15 protein-coding genes and 1 pseudogene are annotated in these 22,412 nt (G+C 52.3%); 14 read left to right on the forward strand and 2 right to left on the reverse strand.

Annotated elements, in window-relative coordinates:
* The coding region (locus tag OXG10_00025; protein MCY3825760.1) for a spondin domain-containing protein at positions 1–821 on the reverse strand (821 nt) is incomplete at its 3' end.
* A 217-nt stretch (positions 822–1,038) separates the two neighbouring features.
* Between OXG10_00025 and cofG the strand changes: the two genes are divergently transcribed.
* The 10 genes and pseudogenes from cofG to metG all read left to right on the forward strand — a co-directional run bounded on the left by cofG (position 1,039) and on the right by metG (position 15,745).
* Complete coding sequence (cofG, locus tag OXG10_00030) at positions 1,039–2,259, forward strand: 7,8-didemethyl-8-hydroxy-5-deazariboflavin synthase CofG (GenBank protein MCY3825761.1); 1,221 nt, start codon at positions 1,039–1,041, stop codon at positions 2,257–2,259.
* Between the two features lie 4 nt (positions 2,260–2,263).
* Complete coding sequence (cofH, locus tag OXG10_00035) at positions 2,264–3,463, forward strand: 5-amino-6-(D-ribitylamino)uracil--L-tyrosine 4-hydroxyphenyl transferase CofH (protein MCY3825762.1); 1,200 nt, start codon at positions 2,264–2,266, stop codon at positions 3,461–3,463.
* Positions 3,464–3,523: 60 nt separating this feature from the next.
* Complete coding sequence (locus tag OXG10_00040; GenBank protein ID MCY3825763.1) at positions 3,524–6,409, forward strand: FAD-binding protein; 2,886 nt, start codon at positions 3,524–3,526, stop codon at positions 6,407–6,409.
* Between the two features lie 50 nt (positions 6,410–6,459).
* Positions 6,460–7,455, forward strand: coding sequence for a DNA polymerase III subunit delta' (gene holB, locus OXG10_00045; GenBank protein ID MCY3825764.1), 996 nt, complete (start codon positions 6,460–6,462; stop codon positions 7,453–7,455).
* A gap of 68 nt (positions 7,456–7,523) precedes the next feature.
* A complete protein-coding gene (locus tag OXG10_00050; GenBank protein MCY3825765.1) occupies positions 7,524–8,852 on the forward strand; it encodes a hypothetical protein in 1,329 nt (442 codons plus the stop codon).
* Positions 8,853–8,870: 18 nt separating this feature from the next.
* Positions 8,871–10,409, forward strand: coding sequence for a BCCT family transporter (locus OXG10_00055; protein MCY3825766.1), 1,539 nt, complete (start codon positions 8,871–8,873; stop codon positions 10,407–10,409).
* 63 nt (positions 10,410–10,472) lie between these two features.
* Positions 10,473–12,089, forward strand: coding sequence for a BCCT family transporter (locus tag OXG10_00060; protein ID MCY3825767.1), 1,617 nt, complete (start codon positions 10,473–10,475; stop codon positions 12,087–12,089).
* Between the two features lie 314 nt (positions 12,090–12,403).
* Entirely contained in the window at positions 12,404–13,024 is a 621-nt protein-coding gene (locus OXG10_00065; GenBank protein MCY3825768.1) for a DUF6088 family protein, read from the forward strand.
* Positions 13,021–14,055, forward strand: a pseudogene (locus tag OXG10_00070) (nucleotidyl transferase AbiEii/AbiGii toxin family protein). The gene OXG10_00065 and the pseudogene OXG10_00070 overlap by 4 nt, the downstream one beginning before the upstream one ends.
* A gap of 151 nt (positions 14,056–14,206) precedes the next feature.
* A complete protein-coding gene (metG, locus tag OXG10_00075; GenBank protein MCY3825769.1) occupies positions 14,207–15,745 on the forward strand; it encodes a methionine--tRNA ligase in 1,539 nt (512 codons plus the stop codon).
* A gap of 96 nt (positions 15,746–15,841) precedes the next feature.
* Here the strand turns inward: metG and OXG10_00080 are convergent, their stop codons facing one another.
* Positions 15,842–16,993 carry a hypothetical protein gene (locus OXG10_00080; GenBank protein ID MCY3825770.1) on the reverse strand — a complete coding sequence of 384 codons (1,152 nt, stop codon included), beginning with the start codon at positions 16,991–16,993 and terminating at the stop codon, positions 15,842–15,844.
* Between the two features lie 332 nt (positions 16,994–17,325).
* On the opposite strand from OXG10_00080, the gene OXG10_00085 reads away from it, so the two are divergent.
* The 4 genes from OXG10_00085 (at position 17,326) to OXG10_00100 (ending at position 22,278) form a co-directional block, all read left to right on the forward strand.
* Positions 17,326–18,906 carry a class I SAM-dependent DNA methyltransferase gene (locus OXG10_00085; GenBank protein ID MCY3825771.1) on the forward strand — a complete coding sequence of 527 codons (1,581 nt, stop codon included), beginning with the start codon at positions 17,326–17,328 and terminating at the stop codon, positions 18,904–18,906.
* A 46-nt stretch (positions 18,907–18,952) separates the two neighbouring features.
* Positions 18,953–19,375, forward strand: a complete 423-nt coding sequence (locus OXG10_00090) for an HI0074 family nucleotidyltransferase substrate-binding subunit (protein MCY3825772.1) — start codon at positions 18,953–18,955, stop codon at positions 19,373–19,375.
* A gap of 47 nt (positions 19,376–19,422) precedes the next feature.
* Complete coding sequence (locus OXG10_00095) at positions 19,423–20,985, forward strand: restriction endonuclease subunit S (GenBank protein MCY3825773.1); 1,563 nt, start codon at positions 19,423–19,425, stop codon at positions 20,983–20,985.
* A gap of 147 nt (positions 20,986–21,132) precedes the next feature.
* A complete protein-coding gene (locus tag OXG10_00100; GenBank protein MCY3825774.1) occupies positions 21,133–22,278 on the forward strand; it encodes an ATP-binding protein in 1,146 nt (381 codons plus the stop codon).
* Positions 22,279–22,412 lie beyond the last annotated feature (134 nt).

Here is a 22,412-nt window from a genome sequence, read left to right on the forward strand (position 1 = left end):
CCGTCGGTATCCACCTCCCCGGTTTCCGTTTCTTCCAGCGGCGGAATGACGTTGTTGAGAGTGAAGCTCAACCTTGCCATGCGCACGTCGGAGAACCTGCCCTGTCCCCTGAGACTTGTGATGTCTCCCTGTGGACTGGTAGCGCTATTGCTCAGTGAAAATTCCTCCCCGTTCTCGGTTCCGGCGTCATAGGGAAACAGGTCTACCGTGTGAGAGGGTAGCCAGTCATCCGATTCATCCAGCAAAGACAGAGCGGAGACGCCCACAAACCAGTCCGGGCTGGGACCGATCATCGATAGGAGGGTAAGCAGGGGATGAGTACGGCTGAATTCGACTTCAAATGTCCTCGTACCCGTGGCAGAGGTGCCGTTTTTCTTGACGATGGATATTACAGTTCCTTCTTCGGCATTGCTGATTTCTGTCTCAAACGTACCCGTGATGCCAAGCTCCGCCACCCTCTCCACGCCAGCAGTGGCCATCTCACCCACCGCCCAGAAAGTCACATCGCTGTTGTGTACGGCACCGATTAGGGTCGTGAAATGCGCACCGCCCACAACCCCGTCGGGCGTGCTGTCGGTGTTCCAGTTGCCTTCAAACGTTACCGTGTAGGTGGCCGATTCCGAGTCGGTCTGTGCGCGGGCCGGTCCCGTCGGCACACCGAGCATGATGGTGGCAAGGAGGAGAAGGCCCGTTGCGATGCGCCAAGGACCGCAAAAGATGCCGGAGAAGTTCGGTAGACGTGCGCGCTCCCGCGCGCGGATACCGTCCCGATGCGACGGAACGGACGTACCCGACAGTCTTCCTAGCTCCAACGAAACCATTTCAGGTAAAACAGTACCTTGAACCTAGCATACTTTCGAACAAGGTACCCTGCGGTTCCTCTCATAAATCCTCGCTACATTCCTTGACAAAAACGCTCCCCGTATAAGATACTTAGAGGCGGGGTTGGTGGTGTTGAAACTGATTCCGCGCGGGAAGCGCAACGGGTGGTTTCTTTATATGACCTTTTTAGCTGAAATTTGGGAAAAAACATTCGGCGTGAGTGAAAGCGCCATGCTGCTTGGAACATTCAGCGCAAGAGACTTCTCGGAACTTCGTCCCTCACCAAAGCTTGAGAGAGTAATATCAAAAACAATCGAGGGAGAAAACGTCACGCGCGAAGACGCACTCTACCTTTCGGAGCTTTTTCCCAAGGAAGTCCCTTTTCTTCTTCTGGCCGCATCGGCCATCAGGAACCGCTCGAAGGGAAAAACCGTAACTTACTCCAAGAATGTCTTCGTACCCCTTACCCAGCTCTGCAGGGACCGCTGCGGATACTGCACGTTTAAGATAGAACCGGGAGAGGGAGCGCTGTTCATGGCCCCTGAAGAGGTCGTTGACATGGCGAAAAAAGGAGCGAAGGCGGGATGCACGGAACTTCTTTTCGTCACGGGCGACAAGCCGGAACTCGCTTACCAGGTATACAGGAACGCACTCGGGGAAATCGGTTATGAAACAACGGCGGAGTACCTGATCGACATGGGAAAGACCGGACTTGAGCACGGAATCTTCCCCCACACGAACCTCGGACTCTCAACCCCGGAGGAACTCTCCGGGTTCAGAAAAAGCAACCCCAGCATGGGCCTCATGCTCGAGAACATAAGCGAGAGACTGCTTAAGAAGGGAAACGCCCACCACGGTTGCGCCGACAAGGTCCCGAAGCTCAGGATGGAGACAATGGAGCATGCGGGCGAGCTCAGTATTCCATGGACAAGTGGCATACTGGTGGGAATCGGGGAAACGTTCGAAGAGAGAATCGACTCGCTTTACGCCCTGCTTGAACTCTCCGGCAGGTACGGTCACCTGCAGGAAATAATAATTCAGAACTTCAACCCCAAGGAAGGGATAAAGATGGAGGAGTACCCTCCCGCCGATTTCCTTGAGATGCTGAAGACCGTCGCCATCTCGAGGCTCATATTCGGAGGGGAAATGAACATACAGATACCCCCTAACCTTAACAACAGGAATTTCACTTTTTACCTGACGGCCGGAATAAACGATCTTGGCGGCGTGTCGCCTCTCACCATAGACTATGTCAACCCCGAGGCTCCGTGGCCGCAGGTTGAGAGAATGGAAAGGGAGGTAAAGGCGCTGGGTTACGAACTTCGGGAGAGACTTCCCGTCTATCCCGAGTACATAGACGAGCGCTGGATAGACCCCTATGTTCTCGGCAAGGTAAGGGAGCGCGTTGATGAGAGGGGATACGTTCCCGTAAACTGAAAAAATGGAAGACATAAACAAAATAATAGACTCCATAGAGCAAAGAAGGCCCCTCGGCGTCGATGGGGTGATGTCGCGCATAAACGGCACGACGGGACGCATAATCGAGGACGCGATTTCGGGAAAGGAGATTTCGGTTGAAGACGGAATCCATCTTTTCAGCATAGAGGATACAGACGAGATATCCGCCCTCGCCCTCGCGGCCGACCGGATAAGAAAGGAAGACGTCGGGGACGTGGTTACTTACGTCGTTAACAGAAACATAAACTTCACTAACATATGCGACGTTTACTGCGGATTCTGCAATTTTATGGCGGACGAGGGGGACGACAGGGCCTACTTCCTCTCGATGGACGAAGTCGCGGAGAGAACCGTTGAAGCCTGGGAGATAGGCGCGACGGAGGTATGCATGCAGGGAGGCATGCATCCCGAGATAGACGGCAATTTCTACATCGAGCTTATAAAGACGGTAAAAAAAGCCGTGCCCGAGATGCACACCCACGCTTTCTCCCCCTACGAGATCTACTACGGCGCAAAGACTCTCGGCATAGAGGAAGAAGATTTCATAAGAAAACTCAAGGACGTTGGTCACAACACCTTCCCCGGCACCGCGGCCGAGGTTCTGGTTGAAGAAGTAAGAAAGGTAATCGCTCCCAGGAAGATACCGACCGAGGTATGGATAAGGGTGGTTAAAAAAGCCCACAAGGAGGGAATGAGGACCACTTCGACCATAATGTACGGTCACCTGGACAAGCGACATCACTGGGCCATACACCTCGGAATCCTGAGGGACATACAGAAAGAGACTGGAGGGTTCACGGAATTTGTGCCGCTTCGCTTCATTCCCTGGAACACGAGGCTATTTATTCACTCCAAGGGAAAGGTAAAAAAGGGCCCGACCGATCTTGACCAGCTGAAAATGTATGCGGTCTCCCGTATGATGCTTCGGGGATGGATAAACAACATACAAGTTTCCTGGGTAAAGCAGGGGCCTGAGTTCGCCCAGTTCTCTCTCACCGCCGGGGCAAACGATTTCGGGGGAACGCTCATGGAAGAGCAGATATCCCGTTTTGCCGGCGCAAGTTACGGACAGTACTTCCCGCCCGAGGAGTTCAGAAAACTCACCAGAGAAATAGGCAGAATCCCGGCCGAACGCGACACGACCTACGGGATACTGAGAACATTTGAAAACGGCGGGGCCTGAAGACCTTCTCTCCCCCGTGCAGTCTTTTGTCCCGAAACACCCCGGCCGACACTGGTTTCCATGGAGAAATCAAAAATCGAAGATCTGAGCAGGACGCTTGCCACACAGATCCGGGGCGAGATAAGAAAAAGCCTCGTTGACCGGGCCATCTACAGCACGGACGCAAGCAACTACAGAATTCTCCCCGAAGCGGTCGTAATCCCGAAAACCCCCCAGGACATAGAGATCACCGTCTCCGAGGCTTCCGCCCGAGACATACCGGTCACGGTACGCGGGGCCGGGACAAGCCTTGCCGGACAGGCGGTAGGCGAAGGAATAATCCTTGACCTGTCAAAGTACATGAACAGGGTGATCGACGTGGATGCCGGAGGGAGGAAAGTCAGGGTGGAGCCCGGAATCTCGATCGACAACCTTAACAGGAACCTCTCGCCCCTCGGCCTCATGTTCGGACCGGACCCCTCAAGCGCAAGCGTTGCCACCGTAGGGGGAGCTGTCGCGAACAACGCCACGGGAGCTCACTCCATACTTTACGGAATGGCGGGCGATCACGTGATTTCCTCAAATGTCGTGCTCGCAGACGGGTCTTCTCTCGAGCTTTCCGGAGAGAATTACAAAAGACGCGGTGGAGGACCCGGCATCGCGGAAAGCCTTTTCGAAAAACTCGCCGCGCTTAAAAAGGAAAGCGTGGAGCTTGTAAAAACTGACTTTCCAAAACACTGGAGAAGAGCTTCGGGGTACTCGCTTAACTATTTCCTGGACGGGGAGTTTAATCCCGCGAAACTTCTTGCCTCCTCGGAAGGCACCCTCGCGGTCTCGACCGATTTTGAGCTTAACCTCGTCAAAAAACCTCTCTCAAGCGCGCTTTGCGTCATCCCGTTTCGTGAAATCCCGGAGGCAATGGACTCAGTCTTGGAAATCCTCTCCCACAACCCCTCGGCGATAGAACTTATTGACGGAACCCTGATAGGTCTTGCGAGAAGAAAAAAAGGATTTTCCCATTCCCTCTCCTTCATTGACGGAACCCCGGGGTCCATTCTGGTGGTCGAATTCCAGGGAGACGACGAAAGACAGACCGGGGAGAGGGCGAAGAACCTTGTGAAGTCCCTTGATTCCGCCTTTGCTGTACTGGGGAGCGAGGAGCAGAAAAAAATCTGGGACGTAAGAAAGGCAGGGCTCGGAATCCTGATGAGCGACAGGGGCAGCCGGAAACCTGTGCCTTGCATAGAAGACGTCTCGGTTCCCGCGGAGAATCTGGCCCGCTACACGAGGGACGTGACCTCGCTTCTTGACGAGTTCGGCCTCAAAGCCGCTTTCTACGGCCACGCAAGCGCCGGATGCCTGCACATAAGGCCCCTTCTCGACCTTCGGGAGCAGAAGGGAGTATCCGACATGACAGCCCTTTCGGAGCGCACCCTTGAGCTTGTCCTTCGCTACTCGGGGGTAATGAGCGGCGAGCATGGAGACGGTCTCCAGAGAAGCTATCTTAACGAAAGACTCTTCGGAGAGGATCTTTACTCAGTAATGAAAAAACTGAAGGAGATATTTGACCCGCGGGGAGTGCTCAATCCGGGAAAAGTCGTCCGCGGGGCCGATTCTTCCTCAAATCTGAGGGCAAGAAAGTCTGAGGAAAGCATTAACACCTTTCTCGACTGGTCACGGGAGGGAGGTCTCGCAGCGGCGGCCGCGATGTGCAACGGCCAGGGGGTCTGCAGAAAGACCGCCGACGGGATAATGTGTCCTTCCTACAGGGCGACCCTTGACGAAGGCGATGCCACAAGAGCGCGCGCCAGCCTGCTCCGGGAACTTCTGCTGGGCCATATGGACGCAGACACGATCTACGAGAAAGGATTCTACGACGTTTTCGATCTTTGCGTGGGATGCAAGGCGTGCCGCACCGAATGTCCTTCCGGGGTTGACGTCGGCAAGATGAAAACCGAGTTCCTGGCTCTCTACAAGAATAAAACAGGGTTTACGGCAAGAGACAGTCTTTTTGCCCGAGTGCACGAGATAAGTTCCGTGCGCAGCACCCTCCCCCGCTTTTTAAACCGGGCACTTGAGAGTTCTTTTTCCCGAGGGCTGCTTTCGCTCGCAGGAATTTCCCGAAGAAGATCACTTCCCCAGATTGCCGAAGACACTTTCAGCAGGTGGTTCCGCAAAAGGAAGAGAAATCCCCAGAACGGAAAACAGGTGAAAAGGAAGGGAAACCCCCAGAGCGGAAAACAGGTGGTTTATTTCCACGACACGTGGTCTGAGTTTTTCTATCCCGAGATAGGAAAAGCTGTTACCGTAGTGCTTGAAAGCCTAGGGTTCCAAGTGATTTTAGAGAAACAGAGAAAATGCTGCGGGCGGCCGATGCTGAGTATCGGCATGGTGGAGAAAGCCAGGGAAAATGCAGTTCACAACGTAAAGGTTCTCTCAGATTACGTCAGAAGGGATATCCCGGTGGTCTTTTCAGAACCCAGCTGCCTCTCCGCGTTTCGGGATGAATACGCCGATCTCCTTCCAGATAACGAACCCCTTGACGCGCTCCTTCCGAACATACACTCGGTCTGTGAATTTGTCTGCGCGCAAGGTGGTAATTTCCCGGGTCCCGGGAAGCAGAGAAACGGGAGGATACTCGTTCACGGACACTGCCACGAAAGATCCGTCGGCGATTTCGAAAAAACCCTGTCGCTTCTTAACGATCTGGGATACGACGCTAGGTCAAGCGACGCCGGGTGCTGCGGCATGGCGGGAAGCTTCGGTTACGAAAAAGAGCACTACGAGATATCAAAAGCCATGGGGGAATGCGGTCTTTTCCCGAAAATAAGGAACCTGGGGAAATCGGAAAGGGTCTGCGTAACGGGCATCTCATGTCTTGAGCAGGTCTCCCATTTCACCGAGGCGGTTCCGATTCACGTAGCCCTGCTCCTTGAAGAATTCATATCGGCTGAAGATGTAAAATAACCACCTCCCGGTCATAGAAGACGCCCGTTCTTGCCGGTAAGATAAAAACCATGGGATTTCCGCAGATCATAGGACACGAATCTCAGAAGGAATTTCTCCGCAACTCGGTCCGCAAAAACCGGATCTCGCACGCATACCTTTTCTCAGGACCTGAGGGCGTGGGGAAGAAACTGGTCGCAACCGGCTTCGCGAAACTCATAAACTGCGCCGAGGGCGGAACGGAGAACCTTGACTGCAAATGCGCCTCGTGCGCAAAAACAGAAAAAGGTCTTAACCCCGACGTTCTCGTATTCGGATACCCGGGCGAGAAGACGATAAAGGTGGATCACGTAAGACAAGACGTGGAGAGGCTGATTCACTTGGCGCCCTATGAGAACCCCTACAAGGTTTTCATAATCGACGGCGCGCAGAGAATGAACTTCAACGCCCAGAACGCGTTCCTGAAGACCCTTGAAGAGCCGCCGCCCCGCTCCGTCATAATTCTCATAACGACGCTTGCGGACCTGCTGATGCCGACCATAAGATCAAGGTGCCAGTCGGTGGTCTTCCAACCCCTTGAGACGGGGCAGGTAAGAGGATTTCTGGAAAAGGAAGGGGCCGCGCAGAATGACCCGGATCTCGTCTCAAAGATATCTGGAGGAAGCATCTCAAGGGCGCTTGGCACCAATGAGGATTACCTTCGGAAAAGGACTGAATACATAGACTGTGTAATGGCCGTCGATGCAAAAAAACCGCTTACCCTTTTTCACTCCGTGGAGAGGGTACAGAAAGAGATAAAAGGCGGAGGAGCGGAAGAGCTGAAAACGGTTTTTGACATACTCTCGACATGGCTTCGGGATTCCGTGATTCTAAAAACTTCCGGAAGAGAAGAGGAAATTGTCAACACCGACCTCATCGAGCGGCTAAGCGAATATTCGGAAAAAAGGGACGTATCCGAACTTCTGGGCAAGTTCGCCGCTCTTGAGGAAACCATGGCGCGGATATCGGAGAACAACGCAAACGTCGAACTTTCTCTCGAAAATCTTTTCCTTAGACTTTCTCGCTAACTTTGTGTTATACTGGAATTCTAAGCGATTAGGATGTCCAGAATTCAGCACGAGAAATGAGGTGATACATGCGCAATCTGATTCTAGTAATGATAGCTTTTCTATTTGCCCTCCCCGCGGCGCTTGCCGGCGAGGGAGCAGACGAGAACGAAGCGTTAAAACAACATATAGAATACCTTGAGGGGGAACTTGAACTGACCCGGCAGAAACTCGCGGAGTCAGAAGCCCTTGCCGTGGCGGAGCAGCCCGAAGAGCCGAAAAAAAGTCCGATCAGAATCGGCGGCGCGATGCGCGCCAACCACGCCTACGGCGATTATGATGGCCGCAGGGGGGAGAACATCGGAGACTCGGATTTTGAACTCATGCGCCTCAACGTCGACCTTGACTACAACGGCGTTATCGGAAGAGCCGAATACCGCTATTACGACGATTACAGCATGATGCACACTGCGTGGCTCGGATACACGTCAGACGGTTTCGGCACCCTTAAGGCCGGCATCGTCCGCGTTCCTTTCGGACCGGGTGCCTGGGGAGTTTCAAACAGCTGGTTCTTCGATCAGCATTACTACGTCGGGCTTTCAGACGACATGGATCTCGGGGTGAGATGGACGAGAGCCTTCGGCGATCTCACGGTCGATCTTGCCTACTATCTTGAGGACGAGGGGCACTGGGACGGCAGCAGCAAAGACAGCGCGCGGTACAGTTACGACCCCGTGAAATGGAGCAGTACAGCTGATGCGGAAGGAACAGTTGAGGCCGGGGCGACAAACGGTTTTGAGGAAAGGCATCAGGTGAACCTGCGCCTGATCTATTCAACCGGGAGCATAGGGGATATCGGCATGTCCTTTCAGTACGGAGGGCTTGAGGGAACGGGCGTGGATGACTCAGGTGCCAGCCATCTGGCGGTCTCCGCTCACGCGGTGACCCCGCTTCGGGATTTCTCGCTTCACTCGCAGATTTCCTATTACAACTACGACATTACGGACGACACTCCGTGGGGCACGGGCGACCTTATCCCAATGGGAGCTTTTAACTTCGCGTGGCCGGTGGCGTCCGAAGCGTGGATACCGGCTGTCTCCCTCAGGTACAACGGTATTAATGCAGCAGATATCTCTTGGCTCGACGGCGTCACTCCCTACGTTGAGTGGAGTTCCATAATGAACAAAAAAGGCGATCTCAACAGCAGCTCCCTCTGGACTTTCGGGACTATGTGGTACTGGGGTTCCCTTTATATCTACACCGAGCTCGGCCTCAGCGACGGCAATTATTTCGTCGGCGGCGAGGGAGATGATTACAGCAGCATCTACGGGGTAAACGACTTCGGCGCAAGCGGAAACAACGAGTGGCAAAAACGCTTTAACGTTAACGTGGGCTACTATTTCACCCTTTACGAATAAAAACCGGAGGAAACACAGATGAACAACACTCACGGTCACCCGGCCGGACAGGGCAATCTGCAGATATTCGGTCTTGATATAAACGTTCCGGTATTCGTGGCGTCCGGCATTTCCATACTCATTTTCACGATCGGGGCGCTGATCTTCCGGGAGGCTGCCACGGAAGTGCTGGGGACGCTTCGCGTCTCGATTACCACCCAGTTTGACTGGCTTTTCATGAGCGCGGCCAACATATGCTTTCTGTTCTGCGTTCTCCTGATTGTGTCTCCCTTGGGAAATGTGCGCCTCGGCGGCGCTCACGCTGTTCCGGAGTACTCAAAGTTCACCTGGCTCTCAATGATTTTTACGGCGGGAGTCGCCATCGGTCTGCTCTTCTACGGAGTGCTTGAACCCGTTTATTACCTGCTTAACCCCCCTCTGGGGATTGATCCGTCCGATACCAAGGCGACCCAGGCCGTCGCCATATCCGCGGCAACCTTTCACTGGGGACTCTCACCGTGGGCGTTCTACGGAACCGTGGGTCTGGGCCTCGCTTTTTTCTCCTACAACAGGGGACTGCCACTTACGGTCCGCTCGGCGTTCTACCCTCTTCTCGGAGAACGCGTGTGGGGCTGGAGCGGGCACATTATAGATGTGCTTGCCATATTCGCCACGCTGTTCGGTCTTGCCACGTCGCTCGGCCTCGGAGCCAAGCAGGCCGTGGCCGGTTTTGACTACCTTTTCGGAATTCCGGCGACGGATATGACTTACATCGTGTTCATAGCCCTGACCACTTTCCTGGCCACCATCTCGGTGCTAAGCGGGCTCAACGTGGGAATCAGGCGCCTGAGTCAGGTCACCGTTGCACTTGCACTGCTTGTGTTGGTGTTCGTTTTCTTCTCCGGACCGACGCAGTACATACTGACCAGCTTCTTCGCGGGACTTGGGGACTATTTCGTAAAGGCCGTACCCCTTAGCAACTGGGTAGGGAGGGAGGATACGGGCTTTCTGCACGGCTGGACGACCTTTTACTGGGCCTGGTGGATTTCGTGGACGCCGTTTGTAGGGATGTTCATCGCCCGCATCTCAAGGGGCAGAACCGTACGCGAATTCCTTGTCTGGGTCTTGGTTCTTCCGACCCTTTTCTGCCTGCTGTGGATGAGCGTTTTCGGCGGCACGGCCATCCACCAGCTTCTCTTCGACGGTTACACGGGCGTTACGGAGATAATCACCCAGTGGAGACCGGAACTCGCGCTTTTCAAGATGCTAGAGCAGCTTCCCATGACGCAGATCATCTCTTTTGTAAGCGTCGTTCTTCTCGTGATCTTCTTTATCACTTCATCGGATTCGGCTTCGCTTGTAATCGATATCACATCCGCCGGAGGAAAGCTTGACGCTCCCGCCTCGCAGCGGGTGTTCTGGTGCACCCTTGAGGGCGGGGTCGCCATCGCCCTGCTTCTCGGAGGAGGCCTTAAATCCCTGCAGGCCGCCTCGCTCATAGCCGGGCTTCCGTTCTCAATACTGCTCATTCTGATGACTGTAAGCATATGGAAGGGGCTTAAGAGCGAGACCCGCTGACGCTGACGCGGACAGAGAAAGCTTTGTAAGTGCGAACACGGTAGCTTAAACTCTTTTCATAAAATGAAACGAGAAAAAGAGCCGGCGCGCGGGCAGAAAATTCACAAGGGACGTCCCTATCTGCGCGGGCGGGAAAATATCAGGATACTAAGGCTTGATTTTCATGCCCCGTCATTCGTTATTTCCTCTTTTGTAATCATTTTCTTCATCGTGGCGGGGGCGGTCTTTCAGGAGAAAACGGCAGAGGTCTTCGCGGAAGCCCGCAATCTGGTCGTAACCCTCTTTCACTGGTGGTTCATGACCTCCGCCAACATCATACTGCTTTTCTGCCTGCTGGTGATGGTCTCCCCGCTTGCCAAGGTGCGTCTGGGCGGAGCGGGTGCGAAGCCGGATTACTCCTACGCAAGCTGGTTCGCGATCCTGTTCGCGGCTTCGGTAAGCGCCGGATTCGTTTTTTTTGGCGTGGTGGAACCCGTGCATCACTTTCAGAGCCCGCCGCTCGGCATTGATCCTTCCGACACCGAGAGCGCCTTTGCCATTGCCGTCGCGGGATCTGTTTTTCACTGGGGACTCCACGGATGGGCTATATTCGCCGTCGCGGGCCTGTCAATGGCTCTTTTCTCCCAGAACATGGGCATGCCGTTTTCCCTGCGTTCGGTGTTTTATCCCGTTCTGGGCAACCGCGTGTGGGGCTGGACCGGGCACCTGATTGAAACGCTGGTGGTATTCTCCACCCTGTTCGGCCTTGCAGTATCCATAGGTTTCGGAACCGAGCAGATAACAGGCGGTATTGACTACCTGTTCGGAATTCCCCCCTCCGATCTCTCCAAGATAATACTGATCGTTCTTGTAATGCTGACTGCCATGGCGGCACTGCTGACCGGGATAAATACCGGAATCGGCCTCCTAAGCCGCATGAACATAATTCTCGCGGTGTCGCTGATGCTGTTTGCCATCTCGGCCGGACCGACGCTTGACATTCTCCGCCATTGTCTGGTCTCGACCGCAAGCTATGTGGCCAACATAGTGCCCCTCAGCCTCTGGACGGGACGCGAAGACGTGGACTTCATACACGACTGGACAGTTTTCTACTGGGCCTGGTGGTTCTGCTACGCGCCGTTTGTCGGAATGTTCATCGCGCGCATTTCAAGGGGCAGAACCGTGCGCGAGTTCCTTTTCTTCGTGCTTGTACTGCCTACAGTTTTCTGCGTACTCTGGATGAACGCCCTGGGAGGCAGCGCGGTTTTTCAGTTTCTCTTCGACGGCTACGCGGGAGTGATTGAAACGGTCGACGCAGGACGTCCTGAACTCGCTTTGTTCAAACTGCTGGAAACGCTTCCGCTTACAAAGCTGTTCAGCGTTCTTAGCGTATTGCTGCTGTTTTTTTTCCTCGTCGTCTCTCTTGACTCGGGGTCTCTGGCCGTTGACTCCATAACGGCCGGAGGCAAAATGGACACGCCGGTGCCGCAACGTGAATTCTGGTGCTTTATAGCGGGAGTGGTGCCTGCGGTGCTTATGATCGCGGGCGGGCTCAGATCGTTTCAGGCCGCGGTTGTCGTCGCAAGCTTCCCGCTTACCATTTTGTTCATCGTTATGCTTTTCGGTATCTGGGCGGGACTTCGCCGTGAGTTGCGCCACCCACATCATCCGAAACAGCCATCCCGCAAAGACGCCAAGTGAGGAAGTACTCACAATCGCCCCACCCTCATGAAACAGAGGGAACAGGAAAGGTCGCCGAAACCTTGTCGACAAGCAGCCCTGAAGGGTGGTTCTGTATAGCGCGAAAAACCCGTTTTCCACATCAGTCTACCTGCGGTAAAGAGAAATCCTTTGGTCTTCCAGTTCCTGTTTTTGTAAGAAAAATACTATAAATTTCTAACAAAAACTCAGTATGAAAAAATCAGAATGACTGTTCAGACAATTTACAGTTTTAGAAAAATACTGTAAATTTCTAACAGATTTTAAACTAGCAGAAGTCGAAGGAGTGTCGCCAAGTGTCCAGCATAGCTGACCAGATAGTGAAGAGGTTGTCAGAACAGAAAACAGGATGGGTATGTACGCCGAAGGATTTTCTGGATTTGGGCAACCGTGCGGCTGTTGATCAGGCATTGTATCGTCTGGTCAAGGCGGGACAGTTGCGCCGGGTTGGGCGCGGCCTTTACGATGTGCCGAGAACAAGCAAGCTGCTCAAGCGGTTAGCGCCTGCTGACCTCTATTCCGCAGTTGCGGCAGTCACAAGACGAGACGATGCCAAGATTATGCGGAGCGGATCAGTGTACGCAAACCTCCTCGGTCTTACTAACCAAGTACCCGCAAAGGTTGTCTACGATACGGACGGCACATCCAGAACATTAACCATCGCCGGATTCTCTGTGTACTTTCGCCACGCACCCCCAAGTGTCATGCGCTGGGCAGGAAAACCTGGAGCCCGAGTCGTTCAGGCACTCAGGTGGCTCGGCCCTTATGCCAGCAAAGACCCCGATGTAGTTCCGATTCTAAAACGGGTCCTTCCTGACTACGTCAAGCTTGATCTCTCACAAGGTATCCGCTACATGCCCGGTTGGATGCGACCGATTGTACATGACGTCACGAACAACAAGGCGGTTGGATCATGAACGGTGCCTTCAAATCATTTCTGTCCACCCCTGAACAAGACAGAGCAGCTTTGTTCGTGGATACAGCACAACGCCTCGGAACGTTGCCCGAATATGCGGAGAAAGACTTCTGGGTCTGCCTAGTTCTCGACGCGCTTTACAACGGCCTTCCCGAGGAACATCCGAAACTTCTCTTCAAGGGCGGAACTTCTCTTTCAAAGACTTTCGGCCTCGTACAGCGATTCTCAGAAGACGTAGACATAGTCGTCTATCGCAAAGATCTGGGGTTTGAGGGGGAGCGGGATCCAACCGTCGCGGAAAACAAAAAACGAAAAAAACTCTTTGAAGAACTCAGGTCGGTATGTAGTGCCTATATTCTTGAAGATATGAAAAAAGACCTTACGATACTGGTTGATGAGGTAGCGCGAGGATGTCGAGTCTTCCCTGATCCGAACGACCAGGACGGTTAAACTTTATTAGTCGGATATCCTTCAATATATACAACGGGAGAAAACAACTACGTGGTGCCTCAAGTGAAAATCGAAGCTGGAGCAAGATCGGCACTGGACCCTAATCTTGCCTGTTCCATAACTCCGTACATTGCCGATGAACTGCCCGACTGGTCACTTGAGGTGAAAAACATAACGGTTATAGCGCCCGAGCGGACTTATCTCGACAAGCTTCTTATTCTCCATGGCGTGCACTGCGGCTATCGTGACGCTGGACGACTTCCGAGAGAAAAACAGCGTATTTCACGCCATTACTACGATGCGGCGATGATCACGGCGACAGATGTCGGCAGATCCGCACTGTCCGATACAAAGCTGCTGGATGAAGTTCGAGCACATAATACGCTGGCCTTCCGGCAAGCATGGAAAAAACTCGAAGAGGCCGTACCCGGATCTCTCAGGTTGCTTCCGCAGGAAGAACCGCGAGCCGTGATTGAGCGGGATTATGAACAAATGCAGGAAATGCTTTTCGGAAACGCGCCAGATTTCGGGTGGATAATGGAGCAGCTCGAATATGCCGAATCCACGATCAACAAGGCCTGATCCAGCACCTTTTACGCCAGAATGTAATCCCCGCCGAAAAGGCTCGATATGCAGCGAGTCAAGGTTCCCGCGCACATAAAAAAATTGAAATGCCCGTCCGTTGTGTTTTATTAATCCCTGTCAACTTCCATTTTACGGATCTCGAAAACACATGAAGAAAAACCAGTTCTACGTAACAACTCCGATTTACTACGTAAACGACGTGCCCCACATCGGCCACGCCTACACGACCATAGCGGCCGACACGATCGCTAGGTACAAGGCGGCTTCGGGACATGAAGTCTACTTTCTCACGGGAACCGACGAGCACGGAAGAAAAATAGAGCAGACCGCAGAGACAAACGGGGAAGCTCCCATAGAGCTTGCAGACAGGGTGGTAGTCAAGTTCCAGGATCTCTGGAAACTCCTCGGCATCTCGAACACCGACTTCATAAGAACCACGGAGCCGCGCCACCGCGAGGCCGTATCCGAAATATGGAAACTGGTTGAGAAAAGCGGCGACATATACCTTGACGAGTACGAGGGCTGGTACGACGTGAGAAACGAGGCCTTCATAACCGAAACCCAGCTTGAAGAAATAATGAAGCTTCCTGAAGAAAGCCGTCCCCGACTGGAGAAAATAAAGGAGCAAAGCTACTTCTTCAGGCTCTCTCGTTACCAGGAGCCTCTTCTTCGCCATTACAGAGAACATCCCGAGTTCGTAAAACCCGGCTACAGAAGAAACGAAGTCGTAAGTTTTGTGGAGGGAGGTCTCAGAGACCTGAGCGTAAGCAGGACGAATTTCTCGTGGGGAATCCCCGTTCCCGGCCCGGAAGGACACGTGGTCTACGTCTGGTTCGACGCCCTCACCAATTATCTTACGTCGCTTGGGTTCCCTAGGGAAACCGGTGATTTCAAGAGATTCTGGCCCGCGGACATTCACCTCGTGGGAAAAGACATACTCAGATTCCACGCCGTCTACTGGCCCGCTTTTTTGATGTCGGCGGGACTTCCGCTTCCGAGAACCGTGTTCGCCCACGGATGGTGGACAGTCGAGGGGGAGAAGATGTCAAAATCCCTTGGAAACGTGGTTGATCCCTACAAGGTGGTGGAGGAGTTCGGTTCCGAGATATTCCGCTATTTTCTGCTCCGCGAGATACCTTTCGGGCAGGACGGGGATTACTCGAAAAGATCGCTCGTAAACAGGGTGAACGGAGAACTCGTAAACGGACTCGGAAACCTCGTGAGCCGCTCTCTGGGAATGATCGAGAGATACCTTGGAGGGATCGTTCCTGAGCCGGCGGAATTCACGGAAAGAGAGAAGGAGATAGAGGATTCCTGCCGCGAGACTGGCCGGCTGGTGCGCTCGGACCTTGAGGATCTCGCGTTTAACAGGGCGCTGTCGCGAATATGGGAATTCATAGGGCTTGTAAACAGGTACGTGGACAGCGAGGCCCCGTGGAAACTCGCGAAGCAGGAGGGGAAGGAAAAAAAGCTTGAAACGGTCCTCTGGACGCTTGCAGAGAGCATAAGGGTGATTTCCATTCTTATCTATCCGTTTCTTCCGGAAACCTCGCTGGACATCAGGGGGAAAATAGGGCTGCCCGCGGATGCAGGTGTCGAGAATGCTGAGTGGGGACATACGAAACCGGGAACGTCCGTTGTGAAGGGAGAGAATCTTTTCTCGAGGATAAAGGAAGAAGAGAACTGATAATCGGAAGAATTGCAGAAAGTCTTTTGAAGTGACCCCGGAATCCCCGGACTCGCTCAGGCCGGGCAGACCCGATTCAAGACCGGAGGACTTAATTCAGTCTCTGCAAACCCTGTCCAGTTGTTCAATGAATCGGGCTTTGCGCTTGTGTTTTTCCCGAAGAGAATCAAGGCGGCTTGAGTGCGCATCCAAAGCGCCATCTTCTTCAGCAATCACACGCATATCGGAAATCAGGGCCGCGGCACGTTCATAAGCTGAAACATCCCGCCTGCTTATCTCTTTTTCGATATCGCCCCACACCTTTTCTCTACCACGCAGTCTCAGGCAACCAAGATGCTCTCTGCGTTTTTTCTCCTCGCGACGCTCAGACTCAAGCCGCCGCTCTTCACGCTTCCTGGCCTCGGCTTCTTCGCGAGCCTTTCTTACATCGCTCGCGCGAGCGCGCAACTCGGATACCGTACGAAGACCCGTCCGGGCATCTGAATCTTCAGACGGAGACAAGACCCTCTCGGCCCTGTTCTTCACCTCGGCGGCCACGCGAAGATCTCCCTGAACCAGCCTGTAAAGCCAGGAGATCTTCTCCTCATCCGCCACGGTACCAAGAGCCGCGCGGAATGTTTCGGGGGAAAGCTCCGGGGTCTCGGAAACAACACCTGACTCCGAAGCTGCCTGCAGCAAATCAGGGTCAATGCGGAAAAAACCGGCGAAGGCTTCAAGACCGCCGTTCATCTTGCCAATGCCGGGAAGCGGCTCCATCTTATCACCAGAAACAGTTCCCCACTGAACACCAATAAGCCACGCGAGATACAGAACCCGTAAGTCGCCCGAGAGCAGGTCGGCCCTGAGCGACGCCATGGAGGCAAGCCAGCCCGAACCGTCATCCCACTCATAGGAATCCTCCGGCATTTCCCCGATATCGAAGTCAAAAACCGTACTGTCTCCCAAGTCATATATGGACACTTCGTCAATGCCGGGCAAAAAATCCTTAAACCTGTCACGGTCAACGAATTTTTTCGGCAGCTTGATCATAAAACGGCGCGAGCCCCAGTTGGCGAGGTAGAGATGCAGATCAAACCAGCGCTTCATCATGCCCGCCGGGTCGGCTTTCAGGTCACCCCATTCGTAGTGGTTGGTAAAGCTTGTTGCCGTAATCTGCGCGCGACTTGAGATTCCCCGCAGCTGCGCCCTGTCCTCCTTGCTCAATGCTTGGTCTACAGCCTGAAACTCGTAGTACTGGTATTCGCTCATATTAGATACGCCTCGGTCCGGTTTTTCCTTCTGTGTTCGGCACCTTCACACCACAGCCGGGAATCGGCAGAGCATGCGCTCATAAGAAAATTCCGAAAAGATACAACGCTTCGGGAAGCACAGTTTCTCCCCACGCAGAAAGAATGTAATCGGGAAAGCAGAATTATCAATATGGAACGCTATTGATAATCACTGATCAGGACTGGACTCAGCCAGCGACGGTTAAGACGTAAAGACCATCTGAAAGTTTTATGAACAGGCTAAGGCAAGGTAGAATACAGAGGAAAAGCGGTCTTTGCGCTTGTTATCCGGAATATCACGGCAACCATGGAATGAAACAGAAAAAATCACCCGGCAAGAAAACGGCACCGGAAGCAAACGGCGCCACAGTAGGGTATGAGGCAAAACTCTGGGGCATGGCCAACGCGCTTCGGGGAAGCATGGACGCGGCCGAATACAAGCATGTCGTTCTGGGACTCATATTTCTCAAGTACATATCCGACGCGTTTGAGGAAAAACGTCGTGAGCTTGAAACGCAGGTATCTAAGGGGTCGGACCCGGATGACCCGGATGAATATCGTGCGGAAAACATATTCTGGGTGCCTACCGAAGCGCGCTGGCAGGACATAAAGGCGCAGGCAAGGCAGTCCACCATAGGAAAACTCGTCGACGACGCCATGGCGGGAATCGAGCGGGAAAACAGGGAACTTAAAGGTGTTCTGCCGAAAGACTACGCCCGCGCTGCACTGGACAAGCAAAGGCTCGGCCAGGTAATTGACCTTGTAAGCAACATAAAAGTCGGCAACCGGGACGCGCGGTCAAAGGATGTCCTGGGAAGGGTCTACGAATACTTTCTCTCGCAGTTCGCAAACGCCGAAGGCAAGAAGGGAGGCGAGTTCTACACCCCGCGCTGCGTTGTGAAGCTGCTGGTGGAGATGCTTGAACCCTACAAGGGGCGGGTTTATGACCCGTGCTGCGGCTCTTCTGGCATGTTCGTGCAATCCATCGAATTCGTTACAGCGCACGCGGGAAGTGGTGGCAGGGGAAAGTCAAAACTTCCAAAAGGCGTCAAACCCAATATCTCAATCTATGGGCAGGAATCAAACTACACGACCTGGCGGCTTGCTAAAATGAATTTGGCCATTCGCGGAATTGAAGCTCAGATTGCCCACGGCGACACTTTTCACAATGACCGACACCCCGATCTCAGGGCCGACTTCATTCTCGCCAATCCACCTTTTAACGTAAGTGACTGGGGCGGAGAGAGACTGAGGGAGGATAAGCGCTGGAAATACGGCGTTCCGCCCGAGGGAAACGCTAATTTCGCGTGGGTGCAGCACATAGTGCACCACCTCGCACCCGGCGGGACGGCGGGTTTCGTTCTTGCAAACGGTTCCATGTCTTCTTCCTATAGCGGCGAGAGAGAAATCAGAAAAAACCTTGTAGAAACTGGAATCGTCGACTGCGTGGTAGCTCTTCCGGGGCAGCTTTTCTATTCGACGCAGATTCCCGCGTGCCTCTGGTTTCTCTCCCGTGAGAAAAAAGAGGGGATTCTTTTCATTGACGCGCGAGGACTCGGACGCATGGTGGACCGCACACACCGGGAGCTGACCGATGAGGAAATCAGCCGCGTAGCCGTAGCGTATCGCGCGTGGAGAGGCAAGAAGAACTCCGGAGAGTACAAGGATGTCCCGGGGCTTTGCAAAAGCGCAACCTTAGACCAGGTGCGCCGCCACGGCTATGTTCTTACGCCGGGACGTTACGTGGAGGCGGAAGCGGATGAAGACGACGGCGAACCCTTTGAAGACAAGATGAAGCGGCTTACTCTCAAACTCCGTGAGCAGCGTGAAGAGGCAGCCAGACTTGACGCGGCCATAGCCTCCAATCTTAAAAAGCTGGGATATGATCTCTGATGACCTAAACTTCATGTCTTGTTTGTCGTGAGGAGAAAATAATAGAATGAAACTTGATGTCGAAACACTTGAAAGCGCGGTGGAGGAAATGGGAGATTTTCTGGAGAAATTCAGAGACTACGAAGCCTCCGACGACATTTTGCTTTTCAGAATTCTCCAGGCGGGTGTCATTAAAGCGTTTGAATTCACCTATGAATTGTCTGTCCGCTTCATTCGGCGGCAATTGTCCCAGACATCTTTTAACCCAGTCAACGTAGACGCCATGGATTTCCGCAGCATGATACGGGTTGCGGCAGATGCGGGACTGATCGCCGAACCCAGACGCTGGTTTGAGTACAGAAAGAAGCGAAACATCACCAGTCATACCTATGACAGGCATAAGGCTGAGGAAGTTCTTTCGATTGTGGATGATTTTCTGGAAGATGCCCGTTTCCTGCTTGCCGAACTTGTAAGGAGAAATACTCCCTGAACGCACGTATTGACATCTCGCCGGACGATTTTGAGATTGTCCGACAAATTCTCACTGAGCATGTCCCTGAACTTGAAGTCCGGGCTTTCGGATCCCGTGTTACGTGGACGGCACGGGAATACTCGGACCTTGATCTGGTGTTAATGACGGCTGAGCCGCTGGATATTATACGCATGGGTGACCTGCTGGAAGCGTTTGTACAGTCCGACCTTCCCTTCCGGGTGGATATCGTGGACTGGGCTTTAACTTCTGAGAGTTTTCGGAACATAATTGAAGGGGGATGTATTGTTGTTCAGAAAGGAAAAAAGCTCGATACGGACAACAAATGGCCAACAATGAGCTTAGGTGATTGTATAGTAATAAATGACTCCACATATTCCCCGAAAGAAGCTTGGCCTTTTATTAATTATCTTGACACTGGCAATATCACAGAAAATAGAATTTCTAAAATCCAAAACCTGATAACTGGAAGGGATAAGATACCGAGCAGGGCGCGCCGAAAAGTTTGCCTAGGTGATATTGTATATTCAACAGTTCGCCCAAACCAAAAGCACTTCGGGTTGCTTAAAAATATTCCAGAAAACTTTCTAGTTTCAACCGGCTTTTCCGTGATAAGAGCAAAGAGTAGTTACGCTCATACAAGCTTCATCTACTGGTTTCTAGCACAAGATCACATCGTTGAGTATCTTCAAACAATAGCAGAACATAGTACCTCGGCATATCCATCCATAAGACCAACCGACATTGAGTGTTTGAAATTCAAATTGCCTCCTCTCCCAGAACAACGCGCCATTTCCCATACCCTAGATGCCCTAGATGACAAGATAGAATTAAACAGGCGGATGAGCGAAACGCTGGAGGAGATAGCCCAAGCACTGTTCAAATCATGGTTTGTTGATTTCGACCCGGTACGGGCAAAAATGGAAGGCCGCTGGCGCCGTGGCGAGTCGCTCCCTGGTTTGCCAGCAGACTTGTGGGAACTTTTCCCTGAGCAGGTTGTTAACTCCAAACTAGGTCAAGTGCCAGATGGATGGAAAATTGCAACACTTAATGATGTTACTGAGCAACCCCGTAAGCCAGAGAATCCTATACATTCACCAGATACACTATTTAGTCATTTCAGTATACCGGCCTTCGATAATGGGCAAACTCCAAAACCAGAATATGGAAAGGACATCAAAAGCACAAAGCTGAAAGTGTTTCCAGAAACTGTGCTTCTTTCTAGGCTTAACCCGGAAATTGAACGTGTTTGGTTAGTGGACGTAAACATAGAGGAAAAATCTGTATGTTCAACTGAATTCTTAATTCTTCGTTCCCGTTTACCATTTACACAAAGCTACACCTACTGTCTTCTACGTTCCTATTTGCTTCAAAGGAGAATAAAAGCCCTTATAACAGGTACATCAAAGAGTCATCAGCGAGTTCATGCAGATGCTGTTTTATCTTTAGGTGTGATATCACCTCCTCAACCTGTTGTTGAAGCATTTGACTTAATTGCTACTAAATTACTAAACAGGGTTCTCCAGTGCCGCAGAGAAATAAAAGCTGCCAGCGCTCTACGCGATACCCTGTTACCCAAGTTGATTTCAGGGGAATTGCGAGTGACTTAACCTGTTGCGACGGGGACAAGAAAGGTACTTGTCATTTGGCATTCACCTTCAGCCAGAATATGCAAACGGGTTGCACAATTCCTCCTTTAGAATTAATCGTGCATTTTGCACTTGCTTTTCCGTGCCGATTTAGTATATTATCGTTCCATGATAAGCCATAATCATTTCGCAAATGAGCTTCTTCGTATCATTGAAGGGGCTTTACGTCTCGATATCGACAAGGTCAGGAATTATACCAATTTCTTGGCCGACAATCTTGAAAAGGAAGGGGAAGAGATATTGGCCAAGCGTTTGCGAAAACTGCTTGAAAAATCTGACCACCAGATTCGTCCAACTGACGCTGAATTCACAAACTTTCTTCCTGTAGACAGCGAAAGCCGGTTTCACTTGATTGAACTTGTTGATTGCCCAAAAGAACCTCCGCTTATACTGACAGATGAACAGTGGGAAACTGTGCATGAATTTATCAGCGTAGCAAAGAGTCACGAGCAAACTGACAATCAAAGTCACGACACTTCTCTCAGCCTTGTCGTGCACGGTCCTCCGGGAACTGGCAAAAACCGACTCATCCGGCACTTGGCGCGAGAACTCGGCCTTAATCTCTACGTAGCACGCCTTGACGGTCTGATTTCCTCTTATCTCGGGAGTACAGCGAAGAATATACGTGCTCTTTTTGAATTCGCAGCTAAGCGTCCCTGCGTGCTGTTTCTGGACGAGTTTGATGCAATTGCGAAGTTAAGAGGAGATTCCCAAGAACTTGGCGAGTTGAAACGAGTCGTAAACAGCTTTATTCAGAACCTCGATACTATCGGACGACAATCGATAGTTGTGGCGGCCACAAATCATGAAGAACTTCTGGATGCGGCAATCTGGAGGCGGTTTAGCTACCGCATGGAACTGGCCCTTCCGGATGAGCAGATGCGGCGCAGCATGTGGGTTAATTTCAGCCGAGCTATTGAATTCAAAAAACGCGAACTGGAACTGCTTGTTGATTTGTCAGACGGATTCTCAGGTTCCGATATTCACGAAGTGTGTGCTCGGTTAAACAGGTACAAGGCAAGTTTCGGCAAGTCTCCAAGCTTCACAAGGGTCTTTTTAATTATACAGAACATGTCGATAGGAGGAACAGCTGAGGACCAGATTGTGTCGAAGACACGTGGGGTCGGGTTCGAAGAAGCAGCTTATATGCTTAGAAAAAGAAATCCGCGACTGTACAGCCTCTCGGCATTAGCGCATATCCTAGGTGTTTCAAAGTCAATGGTGCATCGCTGGATATTAAAAAGAAGAGATTAGAAATGAATGAAAAACTGCTACCCATAAAACTCATTATGCCCAAGCAGGGAAGTGAACGACGCGTGTCGGGGGGTGGTGCCCATCAAAAGCCATTTTGTACGGTCGATTCCGCCTACAGGAAGCGATTGTCAAAT

The organism is Candidatus Dadabacteria bacterium (assembly GCA_026706695.1).
In the GTDB taxonomy this organism is placed as follows: domain Bacteria; phylum Desulfobacterota_D; class UBA1144; order Nemesobacterales; family Nemesobacteraceae; genus Nemesobacter.

Bases quoted from the DNA above. Each gene is read 5' to 3' on its own strand.
- cofH (MCY3825762.1), top strand. From the start codon at position 2,264: ATGGAAGACATAAACAAAATAATAGACTCCATAGAGCAAAGAAGGCCC.
- OXG10_00040 (MCY3825763.1), top strand. From the start codon at position 3,524: ATGGAGAAATCAAAAATCGAAGATCTGAGCAGGACGCTTGCCACACAG.
- holB (MCY3825764.1), top strand. From the start codon at position 6,460: ATGGGATTTCCGCAGATCATAGGACACGAATCTCAGAAGGAATTTCTC.
- OXG10_00050 (MCY3825765.1), top strand. From the start codon at position 7,524: ATGCGCAATCTGATTCTAGTAATGATAGCTTTTCTATTTGCCCTCCCC.
- OXG10_00055 (MCY3825766.1), top strand. From the start codon at position 8,871: ATGAACAACACTCACGGTCACCCGGCCGGACAGGGCAATCTGCAGATA.
- OXG10_00060 (MCY3825767.1), top strand. From the start codon at position 10,473: ATGAAACGAGAAAAAGAGCCGGCGCGCGGGCAGAAAATTCACAAGGGA.
- metG (MCY3825769.1), top strand. From the start codon at position 14,207: ATGAAGAAAAACCAGTTCTACGTAACAACTCCGATTTACTACGTAAAC.
- OXG10_00080 (MCY3825770.1), bottom strand. From the start codon at position 16,993: ATGAGCGAATACCAGTACTACGAGTTTCAGGCTGTAGACCAAGCATTG.
- OXG10_00085 (MCY3825771.1), top strand. From the start codon at position 17,326: ATGAAACAGAAAAAATCACCCGGCAAGAAAACGGCACCGGAAGCAAAC.
- OXG10_00090 (MCY3825772.1), top strand. From the start codon at position 18,953: ATGAAACTTGATGTCGAAACACTTGAAAGCGCGGTGGAGGAAATGGGA.
- OXG10_00100 (MCY3825774.1), top strand. From the start codon at position 21,133: ATGATAAGCCATAATCATTTCGCAAATGAGCTTCTTCGTATCATTGAA.